This window comes from Acinetobacter sp. CIP 51.11 (assembly GCF_000369665.1).
GTDB lineage: Bacteria > Pseudomonadota > Gammaproteobacteria > Pseudomonadales > Moraxellaceae > Acinetobacter > Acinetobacter lwoffii_S.
Genome location: NZ_KB850129.1, coordinates 130458 through 156299, shown reverse-complemented (window position 1 = coordinate 156299; position 25842 = coordinate 130458). Strand labels below are relative to the sequence as shown.

The following is a 25842-nucleotide window of genomic DNA, read 5'->3' as shown; positions in this document are numbered from 1 at the left end:
CCCTTATGCGCTAAATACAGATTGGAAAGGACTGAGTTCGACCTGAACCGATTTGGTCTGGGTGTAATGCTGCAAGGTCACAAGCCCATTTTCACGTCCAACACCGGAATGTTTATAACCACCGACAGGCATTTCTGCAGGCGATTCACCCCAGGTATTGATCCAGCAGATACCCGCTTCTACCTGATGAATAATTCGGTGTGCACGGGCTAAGTCTGGTGTGACGACACCTGCAGCCAGACCATAATCGGTATCATTGGCACGACGAATGGCTTCTTGCTCGGTGTCATAACTCAGGATGCTCATGACTGGACCGAAGATTTCTTCACGTACAATGGTCATGTCATCACGGCAGTCGGTAAATACGGTTGGCAGGACATAAGCTCCTTGGACAAACTGTTCATCCTTAGCACGGCCGCCGCCACATAATAGGCGTGCCCCTTCTATCTTGCCTTTTTCGATATAGCCCAGCACTTTTTCCATATGCTCAAAGCTGGAAACCGGACCGAAATTGGTTTCAGGATCAAGTGGATCACCCATACGGATATGTTCAACACGCTGCAAAATCTTTTCTTCAAATTCTGCTTTCAATGCCAAAGGCACAAATACGCGAGTACCGTTGGTACACACCTGACCGGAACTATAGAAATTGGCCATCATGGCAATATCGGCCGCCAAATCCAGATCGGCATCTTCACAGATAATCAGCGGAGACTTACCGCCCAGCTCCATCGTGACTTCTTTCAGGCTAGAATTTGCAGCTTGCGCCATGACCTTTTTGCCGGTAGAAACGCCACCGGTAAACGACACTTTGGCAATATCAGGATGCGAAGTCAGATAACCACCAATTTCACCACTGCCGGTAACCACATTAAAGACACCATGCGGCACACCTGCTTCAGTATAAATTTCTGCCAGTTTTAATGCAGTTAAAGGCGTCACTTCACTGGCTTTAAAGATCATGGCATTGCCTGCTGCCAGTGCAGGTGCAGATTTCCATAATGCGATCTGAATCGGGTAATTCCATGCACCAATCCCGGCGACCACACCCAAAGGTTCACGTCGGGTATAGACAAATGAACTGCTTCTGAGTGGGATTTGCTGACCTTCTAATGCTGGCAAAATACCTGCATAGTATTCAAGTACATCTGCACCTGTCGCAATATCGACGGTGGATGTTTCACTGAAAGCTTTACCACTGTCGAGACTTTCTAAACGCGCCAGCTCATCATTACGTTCACGGAGGATGGCAACAGCCTTGTTCAAAATACGCGAACGTTGAATCGCCGTCATTTCTGCCCAGACTTTTTGTCCTTTCTGTGCCGATTCAACAGCGCGATCGATATCTTTTCGCGTACACACTTGCACGTCTGCCAGAACTTCGCCTGTTGCAGGATTAATCGTTTGAAACGTGCTATTGGACGTTGCATCGACATATTGTCCATGAATATAAGGACGTTGCAGTTTGAATGTTGTCAATGGAATTTCCTCGCAGGTGGGTTATTTGAGTTGTTGCCGGATATATTCACTACACAGTTCAATCGGCAGTTCCGGGTCAATTTCGCCATTTACCAAAGCACCTCTTAACCAGAATCCATCAATCAATGCTGCCAGACCTTGAGCGGCTTTCTCTGCCTGGTCTTTATTCAACTTTTTCATGAATTCATATTTAAGGTTGGAATGTAAGCGGTAATGATTGATCTGCTGTAACCGATGTAACTCAGGTTGATGCAAACTGCTAGCCCAGAACGCCAACCAGACTTTCATGGCCGCCTTGTCGGTTTGTGGAGCAGCAAAATTACCACGTACGATCGCCAGTAAGCGCTGCTCCGGTAAGTCATCAACCTGTATCTTTATCTGTGCAACAGATTTACCCAATTGCTGCAATAAGTAACGCATTGTGGCTTCAATCAAGCCATTTTTACCTTGAAAATAATGACTTATGATGCCGGTTGAGACACCTGCCCTCTGAGCAATCTGACTAATTGAAGCTTCTGCAAAACCTAGCTCATTCACTGCAGCTAAGGTGGCATCGATCAGTTGCTGGCGACGGATCGGTTGCATACCAACTTTTGGCATAAGACTAACCTGAATAACGGATATAACAATAGAAAGTCACTCTGCTAAAGCAAATAGCTGAATGATGTAACAATTCATAAACGCTTTTTTAATTGAACGTTCAATTAATAAAAATTATAGTGCCAGCTCACCCTTGATGTACAGCGCAGTTTGTTTTGGATTTGCAAAAGTTTGTAATTCACGAAAACAAGGAAGCTTTACCGCAGGCTTTTGCTTTTAAATCACACTGCACTGTAGATCATCCGGCAACAACACGATGGTCATGGATTTATGCAAAAGAAAAATGAAGAGATGCAAGATGGTCTGAATAAAGTAGTTTTTTATTTTTCGGCGACACTTATTCTGCTGTTTTCTATCATTACCATTTTATTTAATGAACAAGCCAATCAAGTCATTATCAATATTTTAAACTGGGTCAGTCGTACCTTTAGCTGGTATTACCTGCTAGCGGCAACGCTGTATCTGGTTTTTATCGTCTTTATCGCCTGTTCCCGTTATGGCGAGATTAAATTAGGCCCCAAACATTCCAAGCCAGAATTTAGCCTGTTGAGTTGGTCGGCGATGCTATTTTCTGCCGGAATCGGGATTGACCTGATGTTTTTCTCAGTGGCGGAACCGCTTTCGCATTATATAAATCCGCCTGTAGGCGAAGGTGAAACCTTCGAAGCTGCGCGCCAGTCCATGGTATGGACCCTGTTTCACTACGGTTTAACCGGCTGGAGTATGTATGCACTGATTGGGGTCGCGCTAGGTTATTTCAGCTATCGCTATAATTTACCGCTCACCATCCGATCAGCACTCTATCCTATTTTTGGAAAAAAAATTAATGGTCCAATTGGCCATACTGTGGATACGGCTGCAGTACTCGGCACGATTTTCGGGATTGCCACCACCTGCGGGATTGGCGTTGTGCAATTAAATTACGGCCTGCATGTATTGTTTGATTTACCAGAAAATATCTGGATTCAAACTGCACTCATCGCTGTTGCCGTGATTATTACTATTATTTCAGTCACTGCCGGTGTCAATAAAGGCATCCGGATCCTGTCTGAAATTAACATCTATGTATCAATTGGGCTGCTGCTATTTATTCTGTTTGTAGGCAATACCGAATTTTTATTAGCAGCCTTGATTCAGAATTTTGGTGACTATATCAGTCAGTTCCCAAAACTCTCTTTAACCAGTTTTCCTTTTGAACAACCGAAAGAATGGATGAATAGCTGGACCCTGTTCTTCTGGGCATGGTGGATCGCCTGGTCACCTTTTGTTGGTCTGTTCCTGGCCCGTATTTCCCGTGGTCGTACCATTCGCGAATTTGTCACCGGGACTTTGGTTATTCCTCTGTTATTTACCCTGACCTGGTTGTCTATTTTCGGTAACAGTGCTTTATACAGCGTGATTTTTGATGGTAATACTCAACTTGCTACGACAGTTTTAGAAAATCCGGCACATGGTTTTTATGATCTCTTGGCGCAGTATCCAGGCTTTATGTTTACTGCAGGTGTCGCCACCATTACCGGCTTACTGTTCTATGTGACCTCAGCGGACTCGGGGGCATTGGTATTGGGAAATTTCACGACCAAATTCACTAATATTGAACATGATTCACCGCGCTGGCTGAGTGTGTTCTGGGCCATTGCCATCGGTTTGCTGACTTTGGCAATGCTCATGGCGAATGGCGTAACAGCATTACAGAACACCACGATTATTATGGGCCTGCCTTTTAGTTTCGTGATTTTCTTTGTGATGGCCGGACTGTATAAGTCCTTGCGTCTGGAGGATTTTCGTCAGGCAAGCACCAGCCTGAATGCGGCACCTGTGGTCGGTAATGTGGATATTTTGAACTGGAAGAAGCGTCTGAGCCGGGTCATGCTGCATCCAAGCCTGTCCCAGACGCGGACCATGCTGGACAATGTTTGCAAACCAGCCATTGAGGCCGTTGCAACCGAGTTAATTGACAAAGGTATTCAAGTCAATATTCAGGAAAAATCGCTGGAGGAAGAACCTGAACTGTATCATCTGGATCTGACCATTCAGCTCGATGAAGAAGAAAACTTTGTCTACGAAATATGGCCGGTACGCTATGACACGCCAAATTTCAGTTCACGTGGTAAACGAACCAAACGTTATTACTATCGTCTGGAAAGTTATCTGTTTGAAGGCTCTCAGGGAAACGATCTGGTCGGTTACAGTAAGGAACAGGTGATCAATGACATCCTGGATAAATATGAACGCCATATGATGTATCTGCATATTAACCGTATTAGCCCAGGTAAACGTCCGCTGTTCCCGGATCGTGAAATCTAGGATCTCTCAACTACGTAAGGACTCAATGATGTCAGAAAGTTTGAATGCCTTTGCCCTGTTTTTCTCCCTGCTCAATCCATTTTTGATGAGTATTTACATGCTCGGAATTATCCGTAATTCCGATGCAAAAGTATTCAACATGGCATTGATTCAAGGCAGTCTGATCAGCTTTATTGTGTTCATCATTTTTGCAAAAACCGGTGAAGCCTTCTTTAATGAAGTCTTGCATGTACGGTTTGAGTCCTTCCAGATTTTTGGCGGTATTATCTTTTTGGTGATCGGCTATCGTTATGTCTTTGAAGGTGCTGATACGATTGGCGTGATGCGTGGAGCGCCCAGTCATCTGGCGGGCACGATTGCCATGCCGTTTATGATCGGTCCGGGTACCATTTCGGCATCTGTGATCACCGGCATACAGCTCAGTTTAATGCAAACCATTCTGGTGATTTTTTCTACGCTGTTTCTGACTTGTAGCCTGCTGATCCTGATGAAATATCTGCATGATCATTTACAGCATAAATATTCCAACTACATTGACCTGTATGTCGATATTGTCGGTCGTGTTGCTGCGCTTCTGATTGGTACGATTGCCATCGATATGATTGTGACAGGCGTTACCGGAATTTTAGAAACCTGATAAACCTTTTCTATCAATAAATAAAAAGAGCGGTTTTCACCGCTCTTTTTTTGATTTTAAAAATTAAAATTTAAATGACACACCGGCATAAGTAGAAAAACCTTCACCTGGTGAAGATCGCGCTACATCAGCACCTTTATCATTCAGACCAGGAATCACGACCGCAGCATATTTCTCATCCGTGATATTTTTAAAGTTGATCCAGGTTTTCCACGATTGATGTTCTGGTGCATAACCCACGTCAATGCCCCAGATCTGATAGTCATCACTGAATCGGCTATTGGCATAATCATGTGCCATCTTCGATGCATATTCGGTATTCAAACCAATATAGAGGCCATTATTCAAGGCATAACTTAGTTGAGCCTGATACAGATGTTTAGGGATTCCTGGCAACTGGTTCTTGCCAAACAATGGATCATTTTTGTACTGAAAATCGCTAAGGGTATAAGCCTGTTGCAGACGCAGTTCGCCATATTGGGATTCATGCAATGGCGTATCTAGACTTAGCTCCACCCCTTGATGAATCGTTGGCGTGGCATTCGATTCAACAGCAATTGGCTCTGAAGGTCGATTCGATCCATCTTCATAGGTTTTAATCATTTCAGAGGTTAACAGTTCATTTTTCACTTTGGAATAATAATAACTCAGTGCCCAGTCTCCAAAGCCTGATTGTCCACGTCCACCCAGTTCAAAGCTATTGGCGGTTTGCGTGTCCAAATAGATTGGCGCGCGCACCCGGCCAGAAGCGACACCACTGTCAAAATAATACGGTGAAGACCAAGCCATCGCCCAAGGATGTGCTGGCTCAATGCTGCGGCTTAAATTGGCAAACCATTGCACAGACTCATTCGGCTGATAGGTCAAACCAAGTCGTGGTGCAAAATTCCATTCATAACGGCTGACTTCAGGACTCGCCACAGGATAAGTTACTTCACTTTCCCGATGGGTATACACCGCTGCCAGTCCCAAATCTAATTTGAACTGATCATTTAATGTGGTTTCCTGATCAAATTGCAGGACGTTGTCTGAACCGCGATAGGTATAACGGCGGGTAACGGTATCTGCCGGATACAAAGTTCCATCAATAGTCGTATCACGTCGGATGGTTTCCGTTACACCACTGTCCGGACGATGAGTCGTGCTGCGCAAGGCAATACGCCCCTGATGCTCCAGACCTAGAAACTGGTAAGGTTTTTCATACTGGAAGCGCGCTGTAATATCTTCATAATCGACATTGGTACGATAACTGCTTTCACGTAAATCCAGCGGATAATGATGATAAGCCAGACTGCCAGTCAGTTTTGCATCATCCTGTAAATTCCAGGTCGTGGTATTGGCCAGCCAAGTACTGCCCGGCTGAATCCGTTTGGCATCTACCGCTAAATTAAAGCTATTCGCTGCTTCAGGATCATTTTTGAGCTGTTCTTGTGTAATCCGTCCTGGAGTTAAATGCTTGCTCTCACGGTAACGAGCATAAAAACGGGTTTCGATATCCGGACTGATCTGATAGCCCAAATTAAAAGCCAGACCCTTACCATCGCCTTCAGCATGATCCTGAATTCCATCAAACTGGGTACCCGTCAGTGCCAGATAATAATCCATCTGATCCAGCTTTCGGCCGGTACTAAACTGATATTTCTGATAACCATGGCTGCCCATTTCATATTTGAGTTCAGAGCCATCCTGATCTGCGCCGGTCTTGGTTCTATAGTTGATTGTTCCACCTAAGGCCAGTCCGCCTTGCTTAAAGCCATTGGCTCCGCGATAAACCCCGACATGATCAATCCACCAGGGTTCTAGCAGTTCATACGCTGTACCGCCCGGCCCGGTAAATGGAATATCGTCAATCAGGACGTGAGTACCGGATGCGTGTGCACCTGAAGTCCGGTTGATTCCTGAGCCACGGATCGATATTTTTGCACCTTCATTCCCTGCAGACTGGGCATAAATTCCTGGCTGTAAACGGAACACATCGGCTGTGGTTGCAAGTCGCTGCTGTTCTAATTGCTGCTCACCAATGAAATTCGTTCCTCCTGAAACCTGAGCCAGCTCTTTCTGATATTGCTGCTGCGGATTGGCATTTTGCTCAGCGCTGATCACAATAGTATTCAGCTGTTGAACATTGTCCGGTTCTACGGCAGTTTCAGCATAAAGATGACCTGAGACAATCGACAGAATCATGAGGCTCAGCGGGCTTTTCTTGAGAGGAATTTTTGTCATGTGCATGGCGATTTTATACAGTCCTGTATAAGTGATTCCGTTTTATGAGAGGAAATCAGTTTAAAAATTATGCTGTAGCATAGATCAACATTGTTATTTTCAGGAGTTATTTTCTGCCAAAAAATTGACTGATCAGCGTATGTTTTTTCATTTTATTTAATCTTTTTATTAAAAATCAACTTGCAAGATCAAAACCACATCCTCACAAGTTCCAAGAACTTAATTTTTAAGTAACTGATATTTAATAATATGTAATTTAATTCTGCACAGATGTATTTCCACTTGGCAAAATGTGATAAGTAGAAAAATTTATAATCGACCAAACCAGTTCTTTAATTTCGAAAGTTGGCCGAAGTTGTATATTTTCTGATTTAAAGTAGACAAGATTAACCTCATCGCCTTATAGAAAAATTGAAATCCTTGAGAGAAAAACAATCAATTTTTAAAAATCCTGACGATGCAGGATTTTTAAAAATAACGGACTAAATATATTTAACTATTCGCAAATTAGCTGTAATAGACCTGTCTTTTCTTGGAAAACCGATCCAGCTGTTTCAAGAAGCCTTCAAAATAATCTTTCTGTTTTTCTTCTGTGCGATAGCCGGCGTATAAAGTTCGACGTAAGCCTTCAGGCGCCACACAGTCGAGGCGGCGTGAAGTGACCCAGCCTTTCTGCTCATATTCATTTACCACCCAATCAGGTAATGCACCAATCCCGCGACCACTTGCCACCAGCTGAATCAGCATTTGGGTCAAGTCGGTGGTACGAATGGCTTTTGGTAGAATATTAGCTGGAATAAACAAACGCGACATAATGTCCAAACGGTGTTTATCCACCGGATAAGTCACCAGCGTTTCTTCAGCAAGTTCCTGAACAGTAATCTCTTTCGCACGTACCAGCGGATGGGTATTGGATAAAACCAAGCGTGATTCGTATTCGAAAATCGGAAAATATTCAATGCCTTTGAGCGCAATCGGATCAGCCGTAATCAGCAGATCAAACTCTCCGGTTTGTAATAATTCATGCGGATTCGATTCAAAACCTGAAGCAAAGTCTAAGTCTACATCCGGATATTGCATGCGGTATTGATTGAGCAATGGCATCAGCCAGTCAAAACAGCTATGACATTCAGAGGAGAAAATAATGCGCCCGGTCTGACCATGCACAATACGGCTGATATCGCTCTGCGCAATTTGAACTTGCGGTAATATCTCATCTGCCAGTTTTAATAACCGTTGCCCCACATTTGAAAAGCTCACAGGACGACTGCGCCGATTCACCACTTCAACGCCAAACCATTGGTCGAGTTCACGTAACTGATGTGACAAAGCCGATGGCGTTAGACACAAATCACTTGCTGCTGCAACCAGAGAACCATGCTCACGCAAAGCTGTTAACGTTCTTAAATGGCGAAGTTCTATCATGGAAATACCGTAAAATTCAAAAGACGGATCACACTTGATCTGCCTTTAGCATAACCCATTCCCTGCTCCTTGTTTAGTTTTTTTCATTTTTATAAAAAATTAATGAGCCTTACTCATTTTATTTTTTAGAGTTTTATATTTTTATTCATTTGATTTTATTGATTAAATTAACTCTTATGAAAATGCTTCCAATAACATATTGCTTAAACTTACAACAGCAACAAGATAGAAAACCAACTCAGGTACAAAAGTCACAGAATAATTTTGCTGCCTTCATACAATAAAAAGTAGAAAATATTATAGAGGATGAAAGATCATGCCAGAGCCAATCGATCGAAATGATGAAGAACTTACTGAAGAGCAACTTGATCCTCAAGAAAAACAGGATCGTGAGATCCAGCGAGGTCAATTAGGTCTTCATGATCCACAACGACAACGCGATCAACTGCGCCAGGAAAGACAGGACGAGGAACAGAATCAATAATTTTTTACGCATTCAAAATATAAAAACTCCCCCATTTTTCAAAATATAGGGGGAGTTTTTTTGCTCAGCCGACCTTATTTGATGGATGCTGTTGAACTATTTTGCCTCTGGATTGGCTTTTGCTTGTAATGGCTGAGCTTGTGATTCTGCTGTTTTTTTCTTGGCCTGAAGTTGTGCAACTATTTTTTGATTTTTCTCAGCAAAGTGTAAGCCTCCATCTCCTGCAAGACTGGTTTGGCTGATCACCATGCTGCTAGCCAATATTAACATCAGCTTTAAAAATTGAACGTTCATCTCTATTCTGCCTTTTTATTGTTATGGTACAAAAAATAAGCAATTATTATTCCAATATTTGATGCTTATTTCATTTTTAACTACGTTTGCTATTTTATAGGGATGATCTTCGAAAACACAGAGTCAATCATCGTAAAAATAGAAAAATCTGCAATAATAATAAATAGATATTTTGACTACATCTCAGCTCAAATCACATCTGATTTTTTACTTCAGTCAAAAAAAATCGTTCAACAGCTTATTTTGATTATTTTCATTGGCTAAAATATAGTGCAAACACCCAGAGCAATAACAAAAAAAGAATCGCTGTGCAGGATTTCCAGAAAGTGACTGGATGCTTTTCAAGCATAGGGCGTGAAACTGATTTTTTAAATTTGATATCTGGGTGTTTCAGATCATATATAAAGGCTGAAAGTGCTTCATAGCGCTGCTCCGGGCGAATGGAAAGCGCTTTTTTAAAGATTGCGTCCAAGCCATGTGGCAGATCCGGTCGATACTCATAGAGAGGATGATATCGAACCTGCTTTAAGGCCTTTTCGGTCTTGCAGCGCGCGAGGTCCGTCCCATAAGGCAATTGTCGGGTTAATAAATAATAACTCATCACCGCCAGCGAGAACTGATCTGATTTTACTGATGGGGAGCATCCAATAAAATATTCAGGTGCCATAAAGGCCAAGGTTCCCAAAGGAACATCTGCATGTTTGGGATTCAGTTCAACCAGACCTCTGACCGCAGTCGATCCATAATCAATCAGTTTCACTTTCAAGGTATCGGCTGGTTCGAGCAGCATGACATTTTCTGGCCGTACATCCTGATGCAACATTTCAAGACGGTGCATGGCATTTAATGCTTTGGCCACCTGCTCAATGATCGGAAGCAACTGCTGTAAAGTTAAAGCAGTTTTATGACGGTGCAGCCATCGGTTTAGGCTTTCCCCTTGTAAATATTCATAACTTTGAAATAAAAACTTCTTGCTGCCCTTATGTGGATAGCATTGCAGCAGATTTTCATGTTTTAAGCGTTTCGATACCCAGTCTTCCAGCTGAAATTGTTCCATCGCTTGCAGGTCATCCTGCACATCGACAGACAAGGTTTTAATGACCAGCTGATTTTGTGTTGCTTCATCATGCGCCAAATAGAGGCTGCTGCGATGATTTTGGTGCAAGATTTTATCAATTCGATAACCTTCAAACAGGTCGCCATGACTCAGCTGTTGCGGAAATAAAACATGGCTCTTGATATGAAAGGATTCCTCATCAGGCAACTGTTCCACTTTAATGATTTGAATGGTGAGATTATCATCACTACCCCGCTTTAAGGCCAGTTCGACTATAGACTTGGCAATGATATCCAGATGTTGGTTCTGTTGCAGCATATCCGATATGAGCTGCATATCAATAAACTCATAGACACCATCTGTCATCAAGATAAATAAATCATCTTCACATAATTCAAGCTGCTGATAATCGACATCGATACGATGGTCGGCACCCAGTGCACGACTTAAATAATGTTCTGTTGATGACAGGCAAACACGGTGATCAGCCGTCAACTGTTCAATGGCTTGTGCCTGAATTCGATAAATCCGGCTGTCGCCAGCATGAAAGATATGTGCCCTGTTTTTTTTCAAAATCAGTGCACTAAAGGTGCAGACATAACCCTGGTCTTTATCAAAACGCCCGCGGCTTTGCTGGGTTTGTGCATAGAGCCAGGAATTAGTCGCACGAATAACCCGTGCCGCTGAAGTTTGAGTACTCCATGCATCCGAAGTCGAATAATAATCCGATAAAAAACTGCTGACTGCAGTTTCTGCTGCAATATGGCTGACATTGCTGCTACTGATCCCGTCTGCAATTGCACAGGCAATGCCCTTACTGCTAAGCGCGTGGCCTTCAGGAATATAGACCCCATGGAAATCCTGATTCTGTGCTTTGATTCCAGCGGAAGAATATTGCCCGATGCTGATCTTTAATTTTTTATTCATTTTAAATACTCAAAAAGGGATCGAATTGATCCCTTTAATCTCAAGACATAAATCATCATGCTCAGATTAGAATTCTTTTTTATCGCCAGTACGTACATGCGTGGTATAGAGTGCCAGACCTGTCAGTGCCAGACCACCCACTAAATTACCCAGTGCCACCGGTAATTCATTCCACAAGAAATAGTCTGTAATCGAGAAATCACCACCCATCATCATGGCAAATGGGAACAGGAACATATTCACCACTGAATGTTCAAAGCCCATGGCGAAAAACAGCATGATTGGCATCCACATCGCGATAAATTTTCCGCTGACTGTGGTTGACATCATGGCGCCAATTACCCCGAGTGACACCATCCAGTTACACAGCATGCCGCGGATAAAAATCGTCATCCAGCCAGCAAAACCATATTCGGCATAGCCCAAAGTCCGGTCCTCACCAATATGGGCAATTTTCACCCCGACCGCATTCGGTTCAGCTGCGAAACCCATGGTATAGACTGCGGCCATCAACACTGCCACGGTTAAACATCCGGCAAAGTTACCTAAAAAAACCAGTCCCCAGTTTTTTAAAATACGGGCCCACGTCACCCCAGGACGTTTGTCTAACCAGGCTAATGGAGTCAAAACAAATACCCCGGTCAGCAGATCATAGCCCAATAGATACAACATGCAGAAACCGACTGGAAATAGCAGCGCCCCGATCAGTGGCACCCCTGTTTGTACCGCAATCGTCACGGCAAATACTGCCGCCAACGCCAGAATTGCGCCTGCCATAAACGCACGAATTAAAACATCACGCGTGGCCATATGAAGTTTTGCCTCACCAGCATCGACCACTTTTTTTGCAAACTCTGCAGGAGCAAGATAAGCCATATTTTTATCCCCTTTATATAAATTACTTGCCTGTTTGCAAATAAAAAACGCCTAAGGTCTATTTCAACCCTAGGCGTCTTTGCCTTGCATTATTCAAACAGATCAATTGTGTCATGGCGCCGTTGCCATATTTAATATAGATAAAAGCAAATAGCATGCCATTTATTTTAAATGGCTAATAAAAATCCTATAAATTATTTTAAAATTTAATTCTTATAATTATATTGGCACAATCTCTGCATTATCTATAGCGGTAATTTTTTAAATATAGATATTGGAGAAGATTATGATTAGCCATCGTCAACAAGTGACAGACATGATTATTTCAACGAAAGTTTTAAAGTCTATCAAATGGGCAGATGTCTCTGAAAAAATAGGCCTTTCTAAAGAATGGGTGACTGCTGCATGTTTAGGTCAGATGGCTTTTAATAAAGAACAGGCAGAAAAAATTGGTGAAATATTTGGATTGACTGATGAAGCCATCGCCTGGCTGCAAATCGCACCCTATAAAGGTTCTCTGCCAACCAGTGTGCCGACAGATCCGCTGATTTATCGCTGGTATGAGGTTGTCAGCGTCTATGGTATGACAATTAAAGAACTCATCCATGAAGAATTTGGAGATGGTATTATGAGTGCAATTGATTTCAGTATGGATATTCAACGTGAGAATAACCCAAACGGAGATCGGGTGAATGTCGTATTATCCGGAAAGTTTTTACCTTATAAAACTTATTAATCCTCCACCATAAGCATAAAAGCCATTATTAAAATGGCTTTTATTTTATCTGCACTTATTAAATTTATTTAGAATGATTATTAAAAGACATATAATTTTTTTCATCTAAAATTAGGGTGTGTTGACACTTTTAGCTTAAAAAAATAGCGAAGTAGTAAAATCAAATCGCCAAACCCAATTTTACTATTCGCTATGCCTCGTACCATGCTGACAGATCAACACTGGCAAAAGTTGAAAGTTATTCTGCGTAATTTATCCATTCACCACAACTCAAATTTACGCAATTTTATTGAAGCTATTCTCTATAGAATTAGAACAGGCTGTCCGTGGCGAGATATTCCTTGCTGTTTTGGTCATTCAAACTCTATTTTCAAACGTTTTAATCGTTGGTCAAGCAGCGGTAAGTTACTTAGATTATTCAAATTACTAGCCTCATGCCCCGATATGGAGTGGATTTTTATTGATGGCTCTCATGTACGTGCTCATCAACATTCTGCCGGCATAGCGAATCAATCTATTTCTAAAAGTGTAGGAGGAAACTCCTCAAAAATACATTTGATTGTTGATGCACATGGCAATCCTATTGATTTCGTGATTACCGATGGAACCACACATGATGTTAAAGTTGCACCTGATTTAATATCAACATTAGATTTAAAAGAGACAAAAGTGGTATGTGCAGATAAAGGCTATGATTCAGAACCACTGCGTGAACAGATCAGGAAAACAGGGACTAAAGCGAATATACCAAAGAAAACAAATAGCCAATCGAACAATGATCATATGGACTGGTGTTTATATAAAATCAGGCATTTAGTTGAAAATATGTTTTGTAGATTAAAGCAATTTAGAGGAATAGCTACTCGATATGACAAGCTCAAAAGAAATTATCAAAGTTCTGTTGCTTTAGCCTGTATATTTTTATGGCTACCTTTATAGGGTTAATTATGAACAGTAAATGTCAACAGACCCTAAATTTATAAACTATAAATACTTTTATTTTTATTCGATGAATTCAATCATTCTGTACTTTTTAAATAATATTTTCCTATCCTGAATATATAGCTCATCATTTTATTATTGCGTTAGCAAAAACAACAAAAAGGATATTGCTATCCTTTTTGTTCATTCACTTTAAATCGGGCATGTAGTGTTATTGCTGTGCTTCCGCCAGATGACGTTCAGTCACGGCCTGTTCATATAAACGCTGTTCTTTCTCTTTATGCTCGACAGAGAAACGGATCATCAACACACAACTTGCAGCAATCACCACCAAGCCACCCAGTACCATCAAAGTGGTTTGAATATCCAGCATGCCTTTTAACAGGAAACCCGCAGCCACCGCGCCGACATTGCCACCTGCTCCAATAATACCGGCCACACCGCCCAAGGCATCACGGTCGATAAAAGGCACCAGTGCATAGGTAGCGCCACATGCCATATGGGTAAACAAGGCAAAGATGGTCATAGCCATAATAGCCAAGGTCGCGCTGTTCATTTGCGAAAATAGAATAAGAAACAGACCTTCCAGCATGATCAAGGCAAACAGGACTTTGGTTCGACCATCCAGACCTTTTTGAATCGCGACTTTGTCTGAAACAATACCTCCCAAGGCACGGGCAAACAATGCCAGTAAACCAAAAATCCCGGCTGCCATGCCTGCTTCTTTTAGGCCAAACTGAAAGTTGTCGACAAAGTACAAGGCAATAATATTATGGATGAAAATTTCAATACCAAAACAGGCTGCGTAAGCCCCAAACAGAATCCACACACGGTAATTACGTGCGGCATGCATCAGAATGGCAAGACCACCTTTTTTATCGCTACCGACAGAAATACCTTGCGCACGGAGTTCTTTAAAATTACCTTGTGGACAGTCTTGGGTGAATTTCCAGTACAGTACACCGACAATGACCATCAGAATACCCGGAACCAGAAGTGCAATTCGCCAGCCCATTGCCTGTTCTACACCGAACATCACCAAAGCAGCCAGCATTAACGGCATCAGGGCTTGAGTCGCACCGCCACCGGCATTCCCCCAACCTGCTGTAGTCGCATTTGCCGTTCCCACCACATTTGGCGCAAACATGATGCTGGTATGATATTGGGTGATCACGAAGCTGGCACCGATGGCGCCAATCAATAAACGGAAAAACAAGAAAGATTCATAGCTGTTGGCCGATGCCACACCAAACACCGGAATACTGCCAATAATTAGTAAAGCGGTATAGGTTTTACGCGGACCATATTTATCACACAATGGCCCCACGATCAGACGCACCAGAATTGTAATAGCGACTGCGGCAATATTGATATTGGCGATCTGCTCTTTGGTCAGGCTGAATTCACCAGCAATGACAGGCATTAAAGGTGCACAGGCAAACCACGCAAAGAAACAGACAAAAAAAGCGAGCCAACTCATATGGAAGGCTCGCATCGCTGAAGTACTGAAGTTAAATAGACTTATTTTTGTTGCTTTATTGAGACTTGTATTTGAAGACATAGCCATTTCCTTACCAGAACTGAACATATTTAAGTCACTGTGATGCCGAGGCATATCAGTAACGATCAGAACGGACGTCATTGGCCGTCATACAAATGTAGAGTCTTCTTTGACTTTAATTAGATATATGCATAGGTCATGCCAGATTATTTTTAACATAAAATAAACTATTGTTTTATAGAAAATAATTTATATTAAGACATTGAATTAAATGTTTCTTTTTTAAAAACCGAGAGAAAAATAGATATCTTCTGAGGCATTATGAGCAAAACAGCGAGAGGATGACCTGCCCGGAGTCATTGCTGGTTTAAATCGGTGCAGCATTGCATCAGACTATTTTTCCCTTTTCAAAATGCAGCAGCTGTGCCTGTAAATACGCTACTTCATCTACATGATGGGTTACATAAATCATGGGTAAGTTTGTTTGATTAATCACAATTTTCAGAAAAGGTAAAATCTGGTTTTTCAGCTTTTGATCCAGTCCATTTAAAGGTTCATCCAAAAGTAATAGATCGGGAGAAGATAAAAGTGCACGTCCAATAGAAACGCGCTGTGCCTGTCCACCAGAAAGTTGATGCGCCCGATGCCGAAGTAGTGGCTTTAATTCGAGTAACTCCACAATGTCTTCAAACATAAATTTCTGCTGATTTTTATTTTTTATATTTAGCTGTTCTGCATATTTTAAATTCTGCATGACATTCAGATGTGGAAACAGTAAGGCTTGCTGAAAAATTAGGGCAATTTTTCTTTGATGAACCGGAATATTTAGTTTCTGCTGATGATCAAATAGTATTTTTTGCTGAAAATGAATAAAGCCTTGTGAGGGTTTTAATAGTCCTGCAATATTTTTTAAAAAGGTGCTTTTTCCACTTCCTGATGCCCCCACAATACCAATCAACTGCGATTGCATATCCAGATTGGCCTGTAGCTGGAAATTTGCGTAATTAAACTTAAAATCACACTTCAGCATCTTAAGCCTCCAATTTACGTTGATACTTCTGCATGATCCAGTAATTTGCAATCAAGGCAGAAAAAGCCAGAATCAGAGATAAAATGACCAGACGCATGGCCATGCTTTCTCCATCAGGCTGCTGTAACAGACTATAAATGGCGATGGGAATCGTGCGGGTTTCTTCTGGAATATTGCCAACAAAGGTAATGGTGGCACCAAATTCTCCCAGACTGCGGCTGAAACATAAAATGCTACCGATTAAAATTCCAGGCAAAGCCAGAGGCAGGCTAATGCTACAGAATACCCGCCATGGTGCAGCGCCTAGAGATCCTGCCACCTGTTCTAATTGCCGGTTGATCATTTGAAAAGACAAACGAATCGGTTGTACCATTAAAGGAAATGCCACAATGATTGCTGCCAGTACCGCACCTTTCCAGTTAAATATCAGCTGAATTCCCCATGCATGCAGATATTGCCCTAACATCCCCTGATGACCAAACAGCAGGAGCAGAAGATAGCCCAGTACCACCGGCGGTAGCACCATGGGCATCTGCAATATCGCCTCTACAAGAAATTTGGCTCGGAATTCATACCGTGCCAGCAACCATGCCACGGTAATGGCAAATGGCAGGCACACTGCTGTGGCAAAGCCCGCCACTTTGGCTGAAAGCATCAAGGTACTCAGTTCTTCTGGTGTAAGCATCATCAGTTATGGAACCTTGAGCTTAAAACCATATTTCTGGAAAATCTGCCTGGCCCTTGGACTCGTCTGGATAAATTTAGAAAATTGGACTGCTGCCTGATTTTTCTGGCCCTGCCGGGTTAAAGCAATCGGATACACAATCGGACGATGTGTACTGGCTGGAAATACTCCCGAAATTCTGACTTTTTTACTCATCAAGGCATCAGTTCTATACACAATACCGACCTGACATTCGCCACGTTCTACAAATGCGAGAGTTGAACGGACGCTGTCCGTACCGACAATTCTGCCGCGAAGCGGATTCAACCAGCCCAGCCGGATTAAGCTTTGCTGGGCATATTTTCCAGCAGGCACCGATTCCATTTGTCCGGTACATAAATAACCTTGAAAGGCCTGAGCAAAATTAAAGTTGGCTGACATTTTAAAATGATTTTTTTGCTGAAGTGGACTAATCAATACCAGTTCATTTAAAAGCATAGGTCGAATCTGACCGATCTGAATTTTTTGTTTCTTGATCAGATCATTCATCCAGTCTAGGTCTGCAGAGAAAAATAGATCACTGCTCGCTCCCGCCGCAATTTGTTTCGCCAATACCGAAGACGCAGCAAAAACCGGAACGATCTGGATGTCCCGATGCTGTTGCTCATATAGTCTGGAAATATCAGTAATCGCATTGGTCAGGCTGGCTGCGGCATATATTTTAACTGTTTCGGCATGCAGCATGGGGCTAGTCAACAGCACGCCAGTGAGTAGAACTTTGAATAAATCCATCTTTCTCATTCTATGTGATTCGAATATTGAGAATTGCGACAGGCATTTCAAATCAGTAAACCTTGTACCACATGCCCGGCTTGGATTTCTGTTGCTGCTGGAATACGTACCAGACAATTGGCCTGCATCAGATTACTCAACATATGCGACTGCTGTTTCGCCAGGCTTTTGAGCTTTAAAGTACCCTGATCAAATTCTGCAGCCATTCTTAAAAAACGTTCACGTGCATCCGCTTTCAAATCATGTGTCATTACCGCACTAAGCCATGCAGGTGACTGCTTTTGCCCTTGTAAGGCATTCAGTAAAGTTGCCGTATAGATTTGCATCCCGACATACACAGCAGCCGGATTTCCCGGCAAACCCAAGAGATAACAGTAACCTTGATCATCTCGACGATACTTGGCAAATAACATCGGTTTTCCGGGCTTCTGCTTCACTTTCCAGAAAATCTGCTCAAAACCCTGCTCCAGAGCAACAGGACGAATGAAATCATAATCACCCACCGAAACCCCGCCTGTGGTCAATATGAAGTCGTATTGGTTTTTAAGACGATGTATTAACGTTTGCAGCTCATACTCATTATCTGAAACATGCAGAATATCTACGTTTTGACCCTGTGATTGAAACCAGGCCTGAATCAGTGGAGCATTGGCGTCAAAGATTTTTCCGGAATTCAGGTCTTCAATGCTGGAAGCGACTTCATCTCCAGTAATCACAACAGCAATTTTAGGATAACGATAGACTGAAACCTGCTTTACGCCTGCCATGCTCAAAGCTGCAATTGCACCTACATGCAGTTTTTGACCTGCATCTGCCAGACGCTGCCCTTGTGCGATTTCCTCGCCTGCATCACGTATATCCGTATAAGGTTTTAATTCTGTTGTGATAATGATTTGATTAGTATGGCATTCGACAATTTCCTGACGGGCGACCGTTGTAGTGCCTGCTGGAATCCTGGCACCGGTAAAAATCCGGACCGCCTGACCTAGCCTCAGTTCAATTTCAGTGCTTTGCCCTGCCCGAATCTCTCCAATGAGTTCAAAAGTGCTGTGAGCACTAACATTTTCTGGACTGCAAAGTGCATAGCCATCTACAGCACTTTGTGAAAATAGCGGCAATGGAATGGCCGAATCAATCACTTCTGCCAGATAGCGATTCAGAGCCTGAGCAAGCGGTAGGCTTTCAATTGCCAAGACATGCGTCTGCTCAAGTATCATCTGTAGTGCCTGATCAACAGAAATCAGTCCCGGCTCAGCACCGCAGGCTGAATGCGATATTGCCTGATTCATTGATAGCCTCCCGAATGTGGAATATTTTTTTGCACATCAAACAAGTGAACCAAAGCCGGAAGTACCGCGATCAGGGATTCTTTCGCACCCTGACGACTTCCCGGTAGGGTCATCACCAGACTGTTCTCAATATAGCCAGCCACGCCACGACTTAATGCTGCATAAGGGGTACGTTTTTGCCCAAAACTACGTGAAGCTTCCATTAAACCGGGAATTTCCCGTTGCAGCAAAGGTTGTAGGGTTTCGACGGTCAGGTCTTTAGGACCTAAGCCAGTACCGCCCACAGTTAGAATCAGCGGATACTGATTTTTCTGCTGTTCAATCAGGGTCAAGAGCTGTTCTGGGCTATCGGGAATAACCTGATAACTAATAGAATCAAAATTGGCTTCTTTTAAAATTTCCATTACGTTTTGTCCGGCAGTGTCCGGCTTTTTGCCTGCTGCAACCGTATCGGACAGCACAATAACCGAAGCGGACAGACTCTCTTTAAGTACGCGGGTAAAATGTGATTTTCCGCCTTTTTTCTGCTGCAACCTGCATTGATCCAGCGACAAATCTTCCGGTTCACAATGCGGTTTCAGCATGTCATACAAGGTCAGACCCGCCAGACTGACCGCTGTCAAAGCTTCCATTTCCACACCAGTGGGTCCAATGGTTTCCACGGTAGCAATAATTTCGACATGCGCGTCAAACAGTTCATATTCCACATCGGCACGATAAATCGGTAATGGATGGCAGAGTGGAATCAGCTCATCGGTCCGTTTGGCACCTAGAATGCCGGCAATGCGTGCTGTTTTCAGGGCATCACCTTTTTCAGTATTGCCATTACGTAGCAGCTCAATGCAATGTGGCGGTGCATGCAGGATTCCAGTGGCAATTGCTGTACGGTAACTTTCTGCTTTCATCCCTACATTTTTCATGATTCATCCCAGGCTAATTTTTAAAATCTGTTTTAAAGTGATTCATCTTATGCATCCTCATTGGACGCATTTAATTAGATGGTGATTGGCAAGCGTGTTCTGCTACATGGTGATGGTGACAATGCGCTTCTTCTGCATGATGAGAGTGATTAGTTTCAGGTCCATGATCTTTTCGAATACAACAGCCTTCCACATACTGGCTGCTACCATCCAGATAAAACTCTTCTTTCCAGACCGGAACCTCATGCTTCACCCGTTCCACAGCTTCCTCACAGGCAGCGAAGGCCTCACGACGATGGGCCGCATAAGCCATAGCAATAATGGCTGTTTCCCCAACCTCCAGCTCACCAATACGGTGCACTACCCGCACATAAGACACCTGGTATTTGATCTGGATCTGCTGTTCAATTTCACGAATCATTTTTTCAGCCACAGGCGCATAGGCGGTATATTTCAGGGCACGCACAGCTTTCCCCTGATGATGGTTACGTACTGTTCCGACAAAGATGCCGATTCCACCACATTCTGGAAAATGCTGGATACCATCAAAATCCTCCAGACTAAAAGCAGTCTGCTGGATTCGGGCAAATTGTTTTAGTGACTTGAGTTGCATCTCAGCCTCCTGCTACCGGCGATAACAGCACCAGCGTACTGTCACGATTTAAAACATTCTGTCTGGAAATAATGTCTTCACCGATTGCACAGGCACAACGTTCCAGCATGGGCTGTATATCGGGATAGAGGGATAGCAATTCGTTCAGAACTTCAGAAACCTGAATTTCAGACTTGCATTGCAAACTCAAATCTGCAGGAATTTGTCGTTCAATCGCACCGAAGGCTTCTATTTTGATATGAATTAATTTTTGCTGAGTGAGTGACATATTTATCCTCCAATGCTGTGCATACTGATTTTTCGGATCGGCTTTTGTATGGGTGATTGCTGGATCGCATGGAAGCCGGCTTCTTTATGCCAGATATAATCGTGGAGCTTGTGCTGAAATGTCTGTGTGGCGAAATGATCCAGCGCCAGTTGTTCGATATCTGCCTTAAGGTTCAGGCCTTGTCTGGCAAATAAACAATTATAAAATTCGCCTTGGGCATTGAGGCGCAGACGATCACAATCACCGCAAAATGAATGGGTAATGGTGGAAATAATTCCCAAAGGCTGCCCATTGACCAGATAACCACGGGCTGGATTGGCGCCCTGTCCTTGAGATACCTGGACATCAAATTCTGTTTTCAGTTGATCCAAGATATCCTGCTCACTGATGACATCAGACAGATTCCATTTCTGATCGCCATCAAGGGGCATAAATTCAATAAAACGCAGTTCTACAGCCTGATGCTGTGCCCACTTCACCAAAGGAATAATCTGATCGTCATTGATGCCTTTGATCAGCACACTATTGATCTTGACGGTCAAACCAGCCTGCTGCGCGGCAGAAATACCTTGAAGTACAGGCTGCAACTGTTTTTGAGTCAGTTGCTGAAATTGCTTTGGATCAAGACTGTCCAGACTGATATTCAGATCATCCAGTCCTGCCTGTTTAAGCGCCTTGGCATAATCTTTTAAATAATGGCCATTACTGGTCATGGAAATACGTTTCAGGCCAAAGGCTTTCAATGTCTGTAAGCGGGCAATAAAATGAACGATGCCTTGACGCATCAACGGTTCGCCACCCGTCACCCGGATCTGCTCAATCCCGTGTCGCACCATAAACTCGCAAAAAGCATACAGGGCTTCAAAACTGAGCAAATCTTTTTTATTCATCCATTCCGGATGTTCAGGCATGCAATAGCTGCATTTGAAATTACAACGGTCAGTCACCGAGATCCGCAACTTACGTTTCTGGCGTCCAAACTGATCCTGAAAGATACTGCGAGGTGCTAAAGCTGTCATGCTGTTCATTGCTGCGGTCCATGATGAGATCTGCACGGTTATTTAACAGTCTTGATTTACTGCCCTATTTCTTCACAATGAATGAGCAATAAGTGTTCCAACTTTGCACAAATTTATTTTTAATGTAGGCTAATGGATAATATTTGTTCTTTTTTAGTCCGAAATTTTGTTCGAAAAATAAAAAAGCAATATTTTGGTGAACCAGAATATGATGATTCGGCTTTTAGCATTTTAAATGCTAAAGAAAGTTAAGCTGTTGATGCTGCTGTAGCTCGTCAAATGAATTAATACTGTGGAAAAACAGGGCACGATTTTTAAAACTTGCCCGCTGCATATGCATGTCAGCAAAACAGAGTTTTAAACTGTGCTGATCATTTTCAAGATGTTGTATAAGCGTGGGTAAGCTGCTGCGTTTCATCAGACAGAATGGAAACAATGCCTTTTCATTGATTTCAACTACCGCCACTTCACATAAAGAATGTCGTTGCAGAGCCTGATGTAAACGTGAAATGACCTTTTTGGGAATATAGGTCACGTCACAAGGTACGAACAGCACATAATCAGATTGTACATGTGACCAGGCACTCTTCATGCCCATCAATGGTCCCTGAAAGCCGGGTTCATCGTCCTGATAAAAGTCGATCGAAGGAATCATCCGTTTATAAATGGAATGATCCCGATGGCTATTGACCCAGACTTTGCTTGCCCGGGACTTCAACTGCTGATGGATTTTAATGAGCTGGATTTCATCATCAAATTTGTGCAGCAACTTATTGATGCCATTCATGCGCCGCGCTAAACCTCCGGCCAGAATCACCACGTCGGTTTCCGGATAAGACACCGTCTTCATCACTCTTCTTTTCATTCTATGCACTCCGTCTGGCAGGCCTTAATCAGGCCTCTAATTTCTGGCAAACACGAACCGCAATTTCCTCCGGCTTTTAGACATGCAGTCACCTGTTTTTCATGCGTGATATTTTTATCTTTAATGGTTTGAATAATTCGGTTCTTGCCGACCTTAAAACAGCTACAGACCAATGCTCCTTCACTATTTCCCATCGACATGGCCTGACCTGCCAGCAATGCTTTACGATGTAATGCACTCAGACGTTCACGTCTAAACAGGCCAGCCACCCAGTCACGATCTGGCAATAATGCCGCCGGTGCGATATAAAAACTGGCAATTAACTGGCCATCCTGAAGAACCACACTATGACTGATATGCGCCGTTTGATCTTCGAGATTCAGCCATTCAAAGCTTTCATCATCAAAGGCTAACAGGCTCTTGATCTGCCCGGTGATGTCAGAAAACCTGCGCCGGTCTGCCAGTTCATAACGGATGGCCTGAGTGGTTTGAATTTTGTTCCACCACACCATATTTTCAATCATGGTCTGGATCTGTTGTTCAAAGCCTTCCCGTACATACAGCACGCCCTGCCACTGAGTATAAAATGGCTGGATCATCACCGGAGTATGCTTAAACTCTGGCTCACCGGAAATCGGGTCAACCACCGGATTCACCACTTTGCCAATCCGCGCATCGGACGCAAACTGGTCGTTCCAGTGAATCGGTGCAAAAATCTGGCCACGTCGCATATTTTGTGAAAATTGCACACGGAGTACACAACTTCCCCAAGCCGATTTCACCTCGACCAGCTCGGCATCTTTCAGGCCATATTTTAGCGCATCGTGCGGATGCAGCTCACAATAAGGCTCGGCACGATGCTGGGATAAACTGGCAGATAATCCGGTACGGCTCATGGTGTGCCATTGATCGCGAATGCGTCCGGTATTTAGGATCAGCGGATATTCAGTAGAAATAGCATGTACCGGATCGGCTGCAACTGTTGGCACCAATCTGGCTTTGCCATCTGCATGGCTAAACTGGCCTTGGCTAAATAGTTGACCAACCTGATGAACTTCTTGCTTATCCCAGACCGGCCACTGGGCTGGTGTCAGATTCTGATATTCAGCAAAACTGAGATGAGTTAGACCTTGCAGGTTGAAATAGCGAAAATTAGGGGTATCTTCACGTTGCGAAAGCGAACTATTTTGATAGGCAGATAAACGGGCATGTTCCAGAAAAATGTCATGGCTATTGTTAAAGTCAAAACCGCGAAAACCTAAGACCTGAGCCACCCGGGAAATGGCCCACCAGTCTGCTTTAGCTTCACCCGGAGCCGGCAAAAAAGCCTTTTGCCGGGAAATACAGCGCTCCGAATTGGTGACTGTGCCATCTTTTTCGCCCCAACCCAGTGCCGGTAACAGTACATCGGCATATTGCGTGGTATCGGTGTCGAGACAAATATCGGAAACCACCACAAATTCACACTTTTCCAGAGCGCGTTTAACCTGATCTGCATCAGGCAAACTCACGATCGGATTGGTGGCCATAATCCAGATCGCCTTGATTTTCCCGCTTTCCACCGCTTGAAATAAATCTACTGCTTTTAATCCGGGCTGACGCGCGATGACCGGGCTTTGCCAGAAATCTTGCACCAGTTGCTGATGCTGCAGATTGTCTAAATCCAGATGACTGGCCAGCATATTGGCCAGCCCACCGACTTCCCGTCCGCCCATCGCATTCGGTTGTCCAGTCATGGAAAAAGGTGCCGAACCGGGTTTGCCTATTTTCCCTGTCAATAAATGACAGTTGATAATGCTATTGGCCTTGTCTACGCCTTGAGAGGATTGGTTTACACCCATGGAAAACAGGCTCATAATTTTTTCGGTCTGGGCAAATTTCTGAAAAAATAAGGTTAATTTTTCAATAGCAATACCAGTACGCTTTGCCACGCTTTCAATCGATAACTCTGTCGAGCTGCTGGCAAGCGCTTGCTCCAGACCTTGAGTATGTTGGGTAACAAAATCCAGATCAGCATGGCCATTTTGCTGAAGATATTGCAACAAGCCATTAAACAGCGCGACATCCTGACCTGGTAAAATGGGTAAGTGTAAATCTGCCGCTTCACAGGTTGCAGTAAAGCGTGGATCAATCACTACCACAAATAAATCCCGCTCTTCCTTGGCTTTCATGATGCGCTGATATAGCACCGGATGGCACCAGGCGGTATTGGAACCGACCAGAACCACCATTTCTGTCTGCTCAAAATCTGTGTAGCTGGCCGGCACCAGATCTTCGCCAAAAGCCCGTTTATGTGCTGCCACAGCAGATGACATGCACAGTCTTGAATTGGTATCAATATTGGCAGTACCGAGATAGCCTTTTACAAACTTGTTCACCACATAATAGTCTTCAGTTAAAAGCTGGCCAGAGACATAAAAGGCGATGCTGTCACGTCCATACTGATCAATACATTGCTGAAATTTATTGGCAATACTTGAAATGGCATGATCCCAAGTGCTTATTTGCCGCTGTTCTTTTCGACCAGTCATCGGATGCAGAAGTCGGGTTTTTAGACTAAGTGTATCGGCGAGATGACTGCCTTTAATACACAACTTGCCCAAGTTCGCAGGATGCTGAACATCGCCTTCAACCTGAACCTTTTCACCCATAGGGGTTTGGCTTACGTGCGCGATGACACCACAGCCTACTCCACAATAAGGACAGGTCGTCTGAGTGGTTTTTATTTGGGATTCAGTAGAGCTATGTAGTTCCATAACCGGAATACTATTCATTGCTGCTGCGCTCCTTAATCATCCAAATTCACTTGTTTCACCAAAACGCTGATATCTAGCTTTTACAGGTTTGATTTAAATTTTTTCTATGTCTCAAAAGCTTTAATCCTCCCCAACCCT

The 25842-nt window shown here is 43.4% G+C and carries 23 protein-coding genes; 5 read left to right on the top strand and 18 right to left on the bottom strand.

The window, feature by feature from the left end; genetic code table 11:
- Window positions 1–3: 3 nt before the first annotated feature.
- Window positions 4–1479, bottom strand: a complete 1476-nt coding sequence (gene betB / locus F894_RS04585) for a betaine-aldehyde dehydrogenase (protein WP_005246315.1) — start codon at window positions 1477–1479, stop codon at window positions 4–6.
- Between the two features lie 21 nt (window positions 1480–1500).
- The gene (betI, locus tag F894_RS04580) at window positions 1501–2079 is read right to left on the bottom strand and encodes a transcriptional regulator BetI (RefSeq protein WP_004731001.1); all 579 of its coding nucleotides are present in this window, start codon (window positions 2077–2079) and stop codon (window positions 1501–1503) included.
- A 270-nt stretch (window positions 2080–2349) separates the two neighbouring features.
- Between betI and F894_RS04575 the strand changes: the two genes are divergently transcribed.
- Window positions 2350–4386 (top strand): choline transporter, encoded by a 2037-nt coding sequence (locus F894_RS04575; RefSeq protein WP_005246314.1) that lies wholly within the window; start codon window positions 2350–2352, stop codon window positions 4384–4386.
- Between the two features lie 28 nt (window positions 4387–4414).
- A complete protein-coding gene (locus F894_RS04570) occupies window positions 4415–5023 on the top strand; it encodes a MarC family protein (RefSeq protein WP_004280329.1) in 609 nt (202 codons plus the stop codon).
- Between the two features lie 63 nt (window positions 5024–5086).
- Here F894_RS04570 and F894_RS04565 read toward each other — a convergent pair whose 3' ends face one another.
- Complete coding sequence (locus F894_RS04565; protein ID WP_005246313.1) at window positions 5087–7252, bottom strand: TonB-dependent receptor family protein; 2166 nt, start codon at window positions 7250–7252, stop codon at window positions 5087–5089.
- 501 nt (window positions 7253–7753) lie between these two features.
- Entirely contained in the window at window positions 7754–8671 is a 918-nt protein-coding gene (locus F894_RS04560; RefSeq protein WP_005246312.1) for a LysR family transcriptional regulator, read from the bottom strand.
- A 316-nt stretch (window positions 8672–8987) separates the two neighbouring features.
- Here F894_RS04560 and F894_RS15140 point away from each other — a divergent pair, with 316 nt between their 5' ends.
- Window positions 8988–9155 carry a hypothetical protein gene (locus tag F894_RS15140; protein WP_005246304.1) on the top strand — a complete coding sequence of 56 codons (168 nt, stop codon included), beginning with the start codon at window positions 8988–8990 and terminating at the stop codon, window positions 9153–9155.
- 96 nt (window positions 9156–9251) lie between these two features.
- Here F894_RS15140 and F894_RS04555 read toward each other — a convergent pair whose 3' ends face one another.
- From F894_RS04555 to F894_RS04540, 3 genes are all read right to left on the bottom strand, one after another.
- Window positions 9252–9449 carry a hypothetical protein gene (locus F894_RS04555; protein WP_005246303.1) on the bottom strand — a complete coding sequence of 66 codons (198 nt, stop codon included), beginning with the start codon at window positions 9447–9449 and terminating at the stop codon, window positions 9252–9254.
- A 253-nt stretch (window positions 9450–9702) separates the two neighbouring features.
- Window positions 9703–11433 carry a bifunctional protein-serine/threonine kinase/phosphatase gene (locus F894_RS04545; RefSeq protein WP_005246302.1) on the bottom strand — a complete coding sequence of 577 codons (1731 nt, stop codon included), beginning with the start codon at window positions 11431–11433 and terminating at the stop codon, window positions 9703–9705.
- Window positions 11434–11499: 66 nt separating this feature from the next.
- Window positions 11500–12309, bottom strand: coding sequence for a formate/nitrite transporter family protein (locus F894_RS04540; RefSeq protein ID WP_004280337.1), 810 nt, complete (start codon window positions 12307–12309; stop codon window positions 11500–11502).
- A gap of 286 nt (window positions 12310–12595) precedes the next feature.
- Between F894_RS04540 and cynS the strand changes: the two genes are divergently transcribed.
- Complete coding sequence (cynS, locus tag F894_RS04535) at window positions 12596–13045, top strand: cyanase (RefSeq protein ID WP_005246301.1); 450 nt, start codon at window positions 12596–12598, stop codon at window positions 13043–13045.
- A 192-nt stretch (window positions 13046–13237) separates the two neighbouring features.
- On the top strand, window positions 13238–13984 hold the full coding sequence (locus F894_RS04530) for an IS5-like element ISAba31 family transposase (protein WP_005246300.1): 747 nt from the start codon (window positions 13238–13240) through the stop codon (window positions 13982–13984).
- Between the two features lie 214 nt (window positions 13985–14198).
- Here the strand turns inward: F894_RS04530 and F894_RS04525 are convergent, their stop codons facing one another.
- From F894_RS04525 to F894_RS04475, 11 genes are all read right to left on the bottom strand, one after another.
- Window positions 14199–15548 (bottom strand): MFS transporter, encoded by a 1350-nt coding sequence (locus F894_RS04525; protein ID WP_005246299.1) that lies wholly within the window; start codon window positions 15546–15548, stop codon window positions 14199–14201.
- A 328-nt stretch (window positions 15549–15876) separates the two neighbouring features.
- Complete coding sequence (locus F894_RS04520; protein WP_005246298.1) at window positions 15877–16518, bottom strand: ATP-binding cassette domain-containing protein; 642 nt, start codon at window positions 16516–16518, stop codon at window positions 15877–15879.
- A 1-nt stretch (window position 16519) separates the two neighbouring features.
- The gene (modB, locus tag F894_RS04515) at window positions 16520–17203 is read right to left on the bottom strand and encodes a molybdate ABC transporter permease subunit (RefSeq protein WP_034438415.1); all 684 of its coding nucleotides are present in this window, start codon (window positions 17201–17203) and stop codon (window positions 16520–16522) included.
- Window positions 17204–17209: 6 nt separating this feature from the next.
- Entirely contained in the window at window positions 17210–17974 is a 765-nt protein-coding gene (gene modA / locus F894_RS04510) for a molybdate ABC transporter substrate-binding protein (RefSeq protein WP_005246291.1), read from the bottom strand.
- A 47-nt stretch (window positions 17975–18021) separates the two neighbouring features.
- Window positions 18022–19263: a molybdopterin molybdotransferase MoeA gene (locus F894_RS04505; RefSeq protein ID WP_005246290.1), complete on the bottom strand. Its 1242-nt coding sequence runs from the start codon at window positions 19261–19263 to the stop codon at window positions 18022–18024.
- Window positions 19260–20183: a bifunctional molybdenum cofactor biosynthesis protein MoaC/MoaB gene (gene moaCB, locus F894_RS04500; RefSeq protein ID WP_005246289.1), complete on the bottom strand. Its 924-nt coding sequence runs from the start codon at window positions 20181–20183 to the stop codon at window positions 19260–19262. Before moaCB ends, F894_RS04505 begins: the two co-directional genes overlap by 4 nt.
- 70 nt (window positions 20184–20253) lie before the next feature.
- Window positions 20254–20796, bottom strand: coding sequence for a molybdenum cofactor biosynthesis protein MoaE (locus F894_RS04495; protein ID WP_004646997.1), 543 nt, complete (start codon window positions 20794–20796; stop codon window positions 20254–20256).
- A gap of 1 nt (window position 20797) precedes the next feature.
- A complete protein-coding gene (locus tag F894_RS04490; RefSeq protein WP_005246288.1) occupies window positions 20798–21064 on the bottom strand; it encodes a MoaD/ThiS family protein in 267 nt (88 codons plus the stop codon).
- A 2-nt stretch (window positions 21065–21066) separates the two neighbouring features.
- Window positions 21067–22092: a GTP 3',8-cyclase MoaA gene (gene moaA / locus F894_RS04485; RefSeq protein WP_005246287.1), complete on the bottom strand. Its 1026-nt coding sequence runs from the start codon at window positions 22090–22092 to the stop codon at window positions 21067–21069.
- A 229-nt stretch (window positions 22093–22321) separates the two neighbouring features.
- Window positions 22322–22948, bottom strand: coding sequence for a molybdenum cofactor guanylyltransferase (mobA, locus tag F894_RS04480; protein WP_005246286.1), 627 nt, complete (start codon window positions 22946–22948; stop codon window positions 22322–22324).
- Window positions 22945–25722 carry a nitrate reductase gene (locus F894_RS04475; RefSeq protein WP_005246285.1) on the bottom strand — a complete coding sequence of 926 codons (2778 nt, stop codon included), beginning with the start codon at window positions 25720–25722 and terminating at the stop codon, window positions 22945–22947. The genes mobA and F894_RS04475 overlap by 4 nt, the downstream gene beginning before the upstream one ends.
- Window positions 25723–25842: the final 120 nt, after the last annotated feature.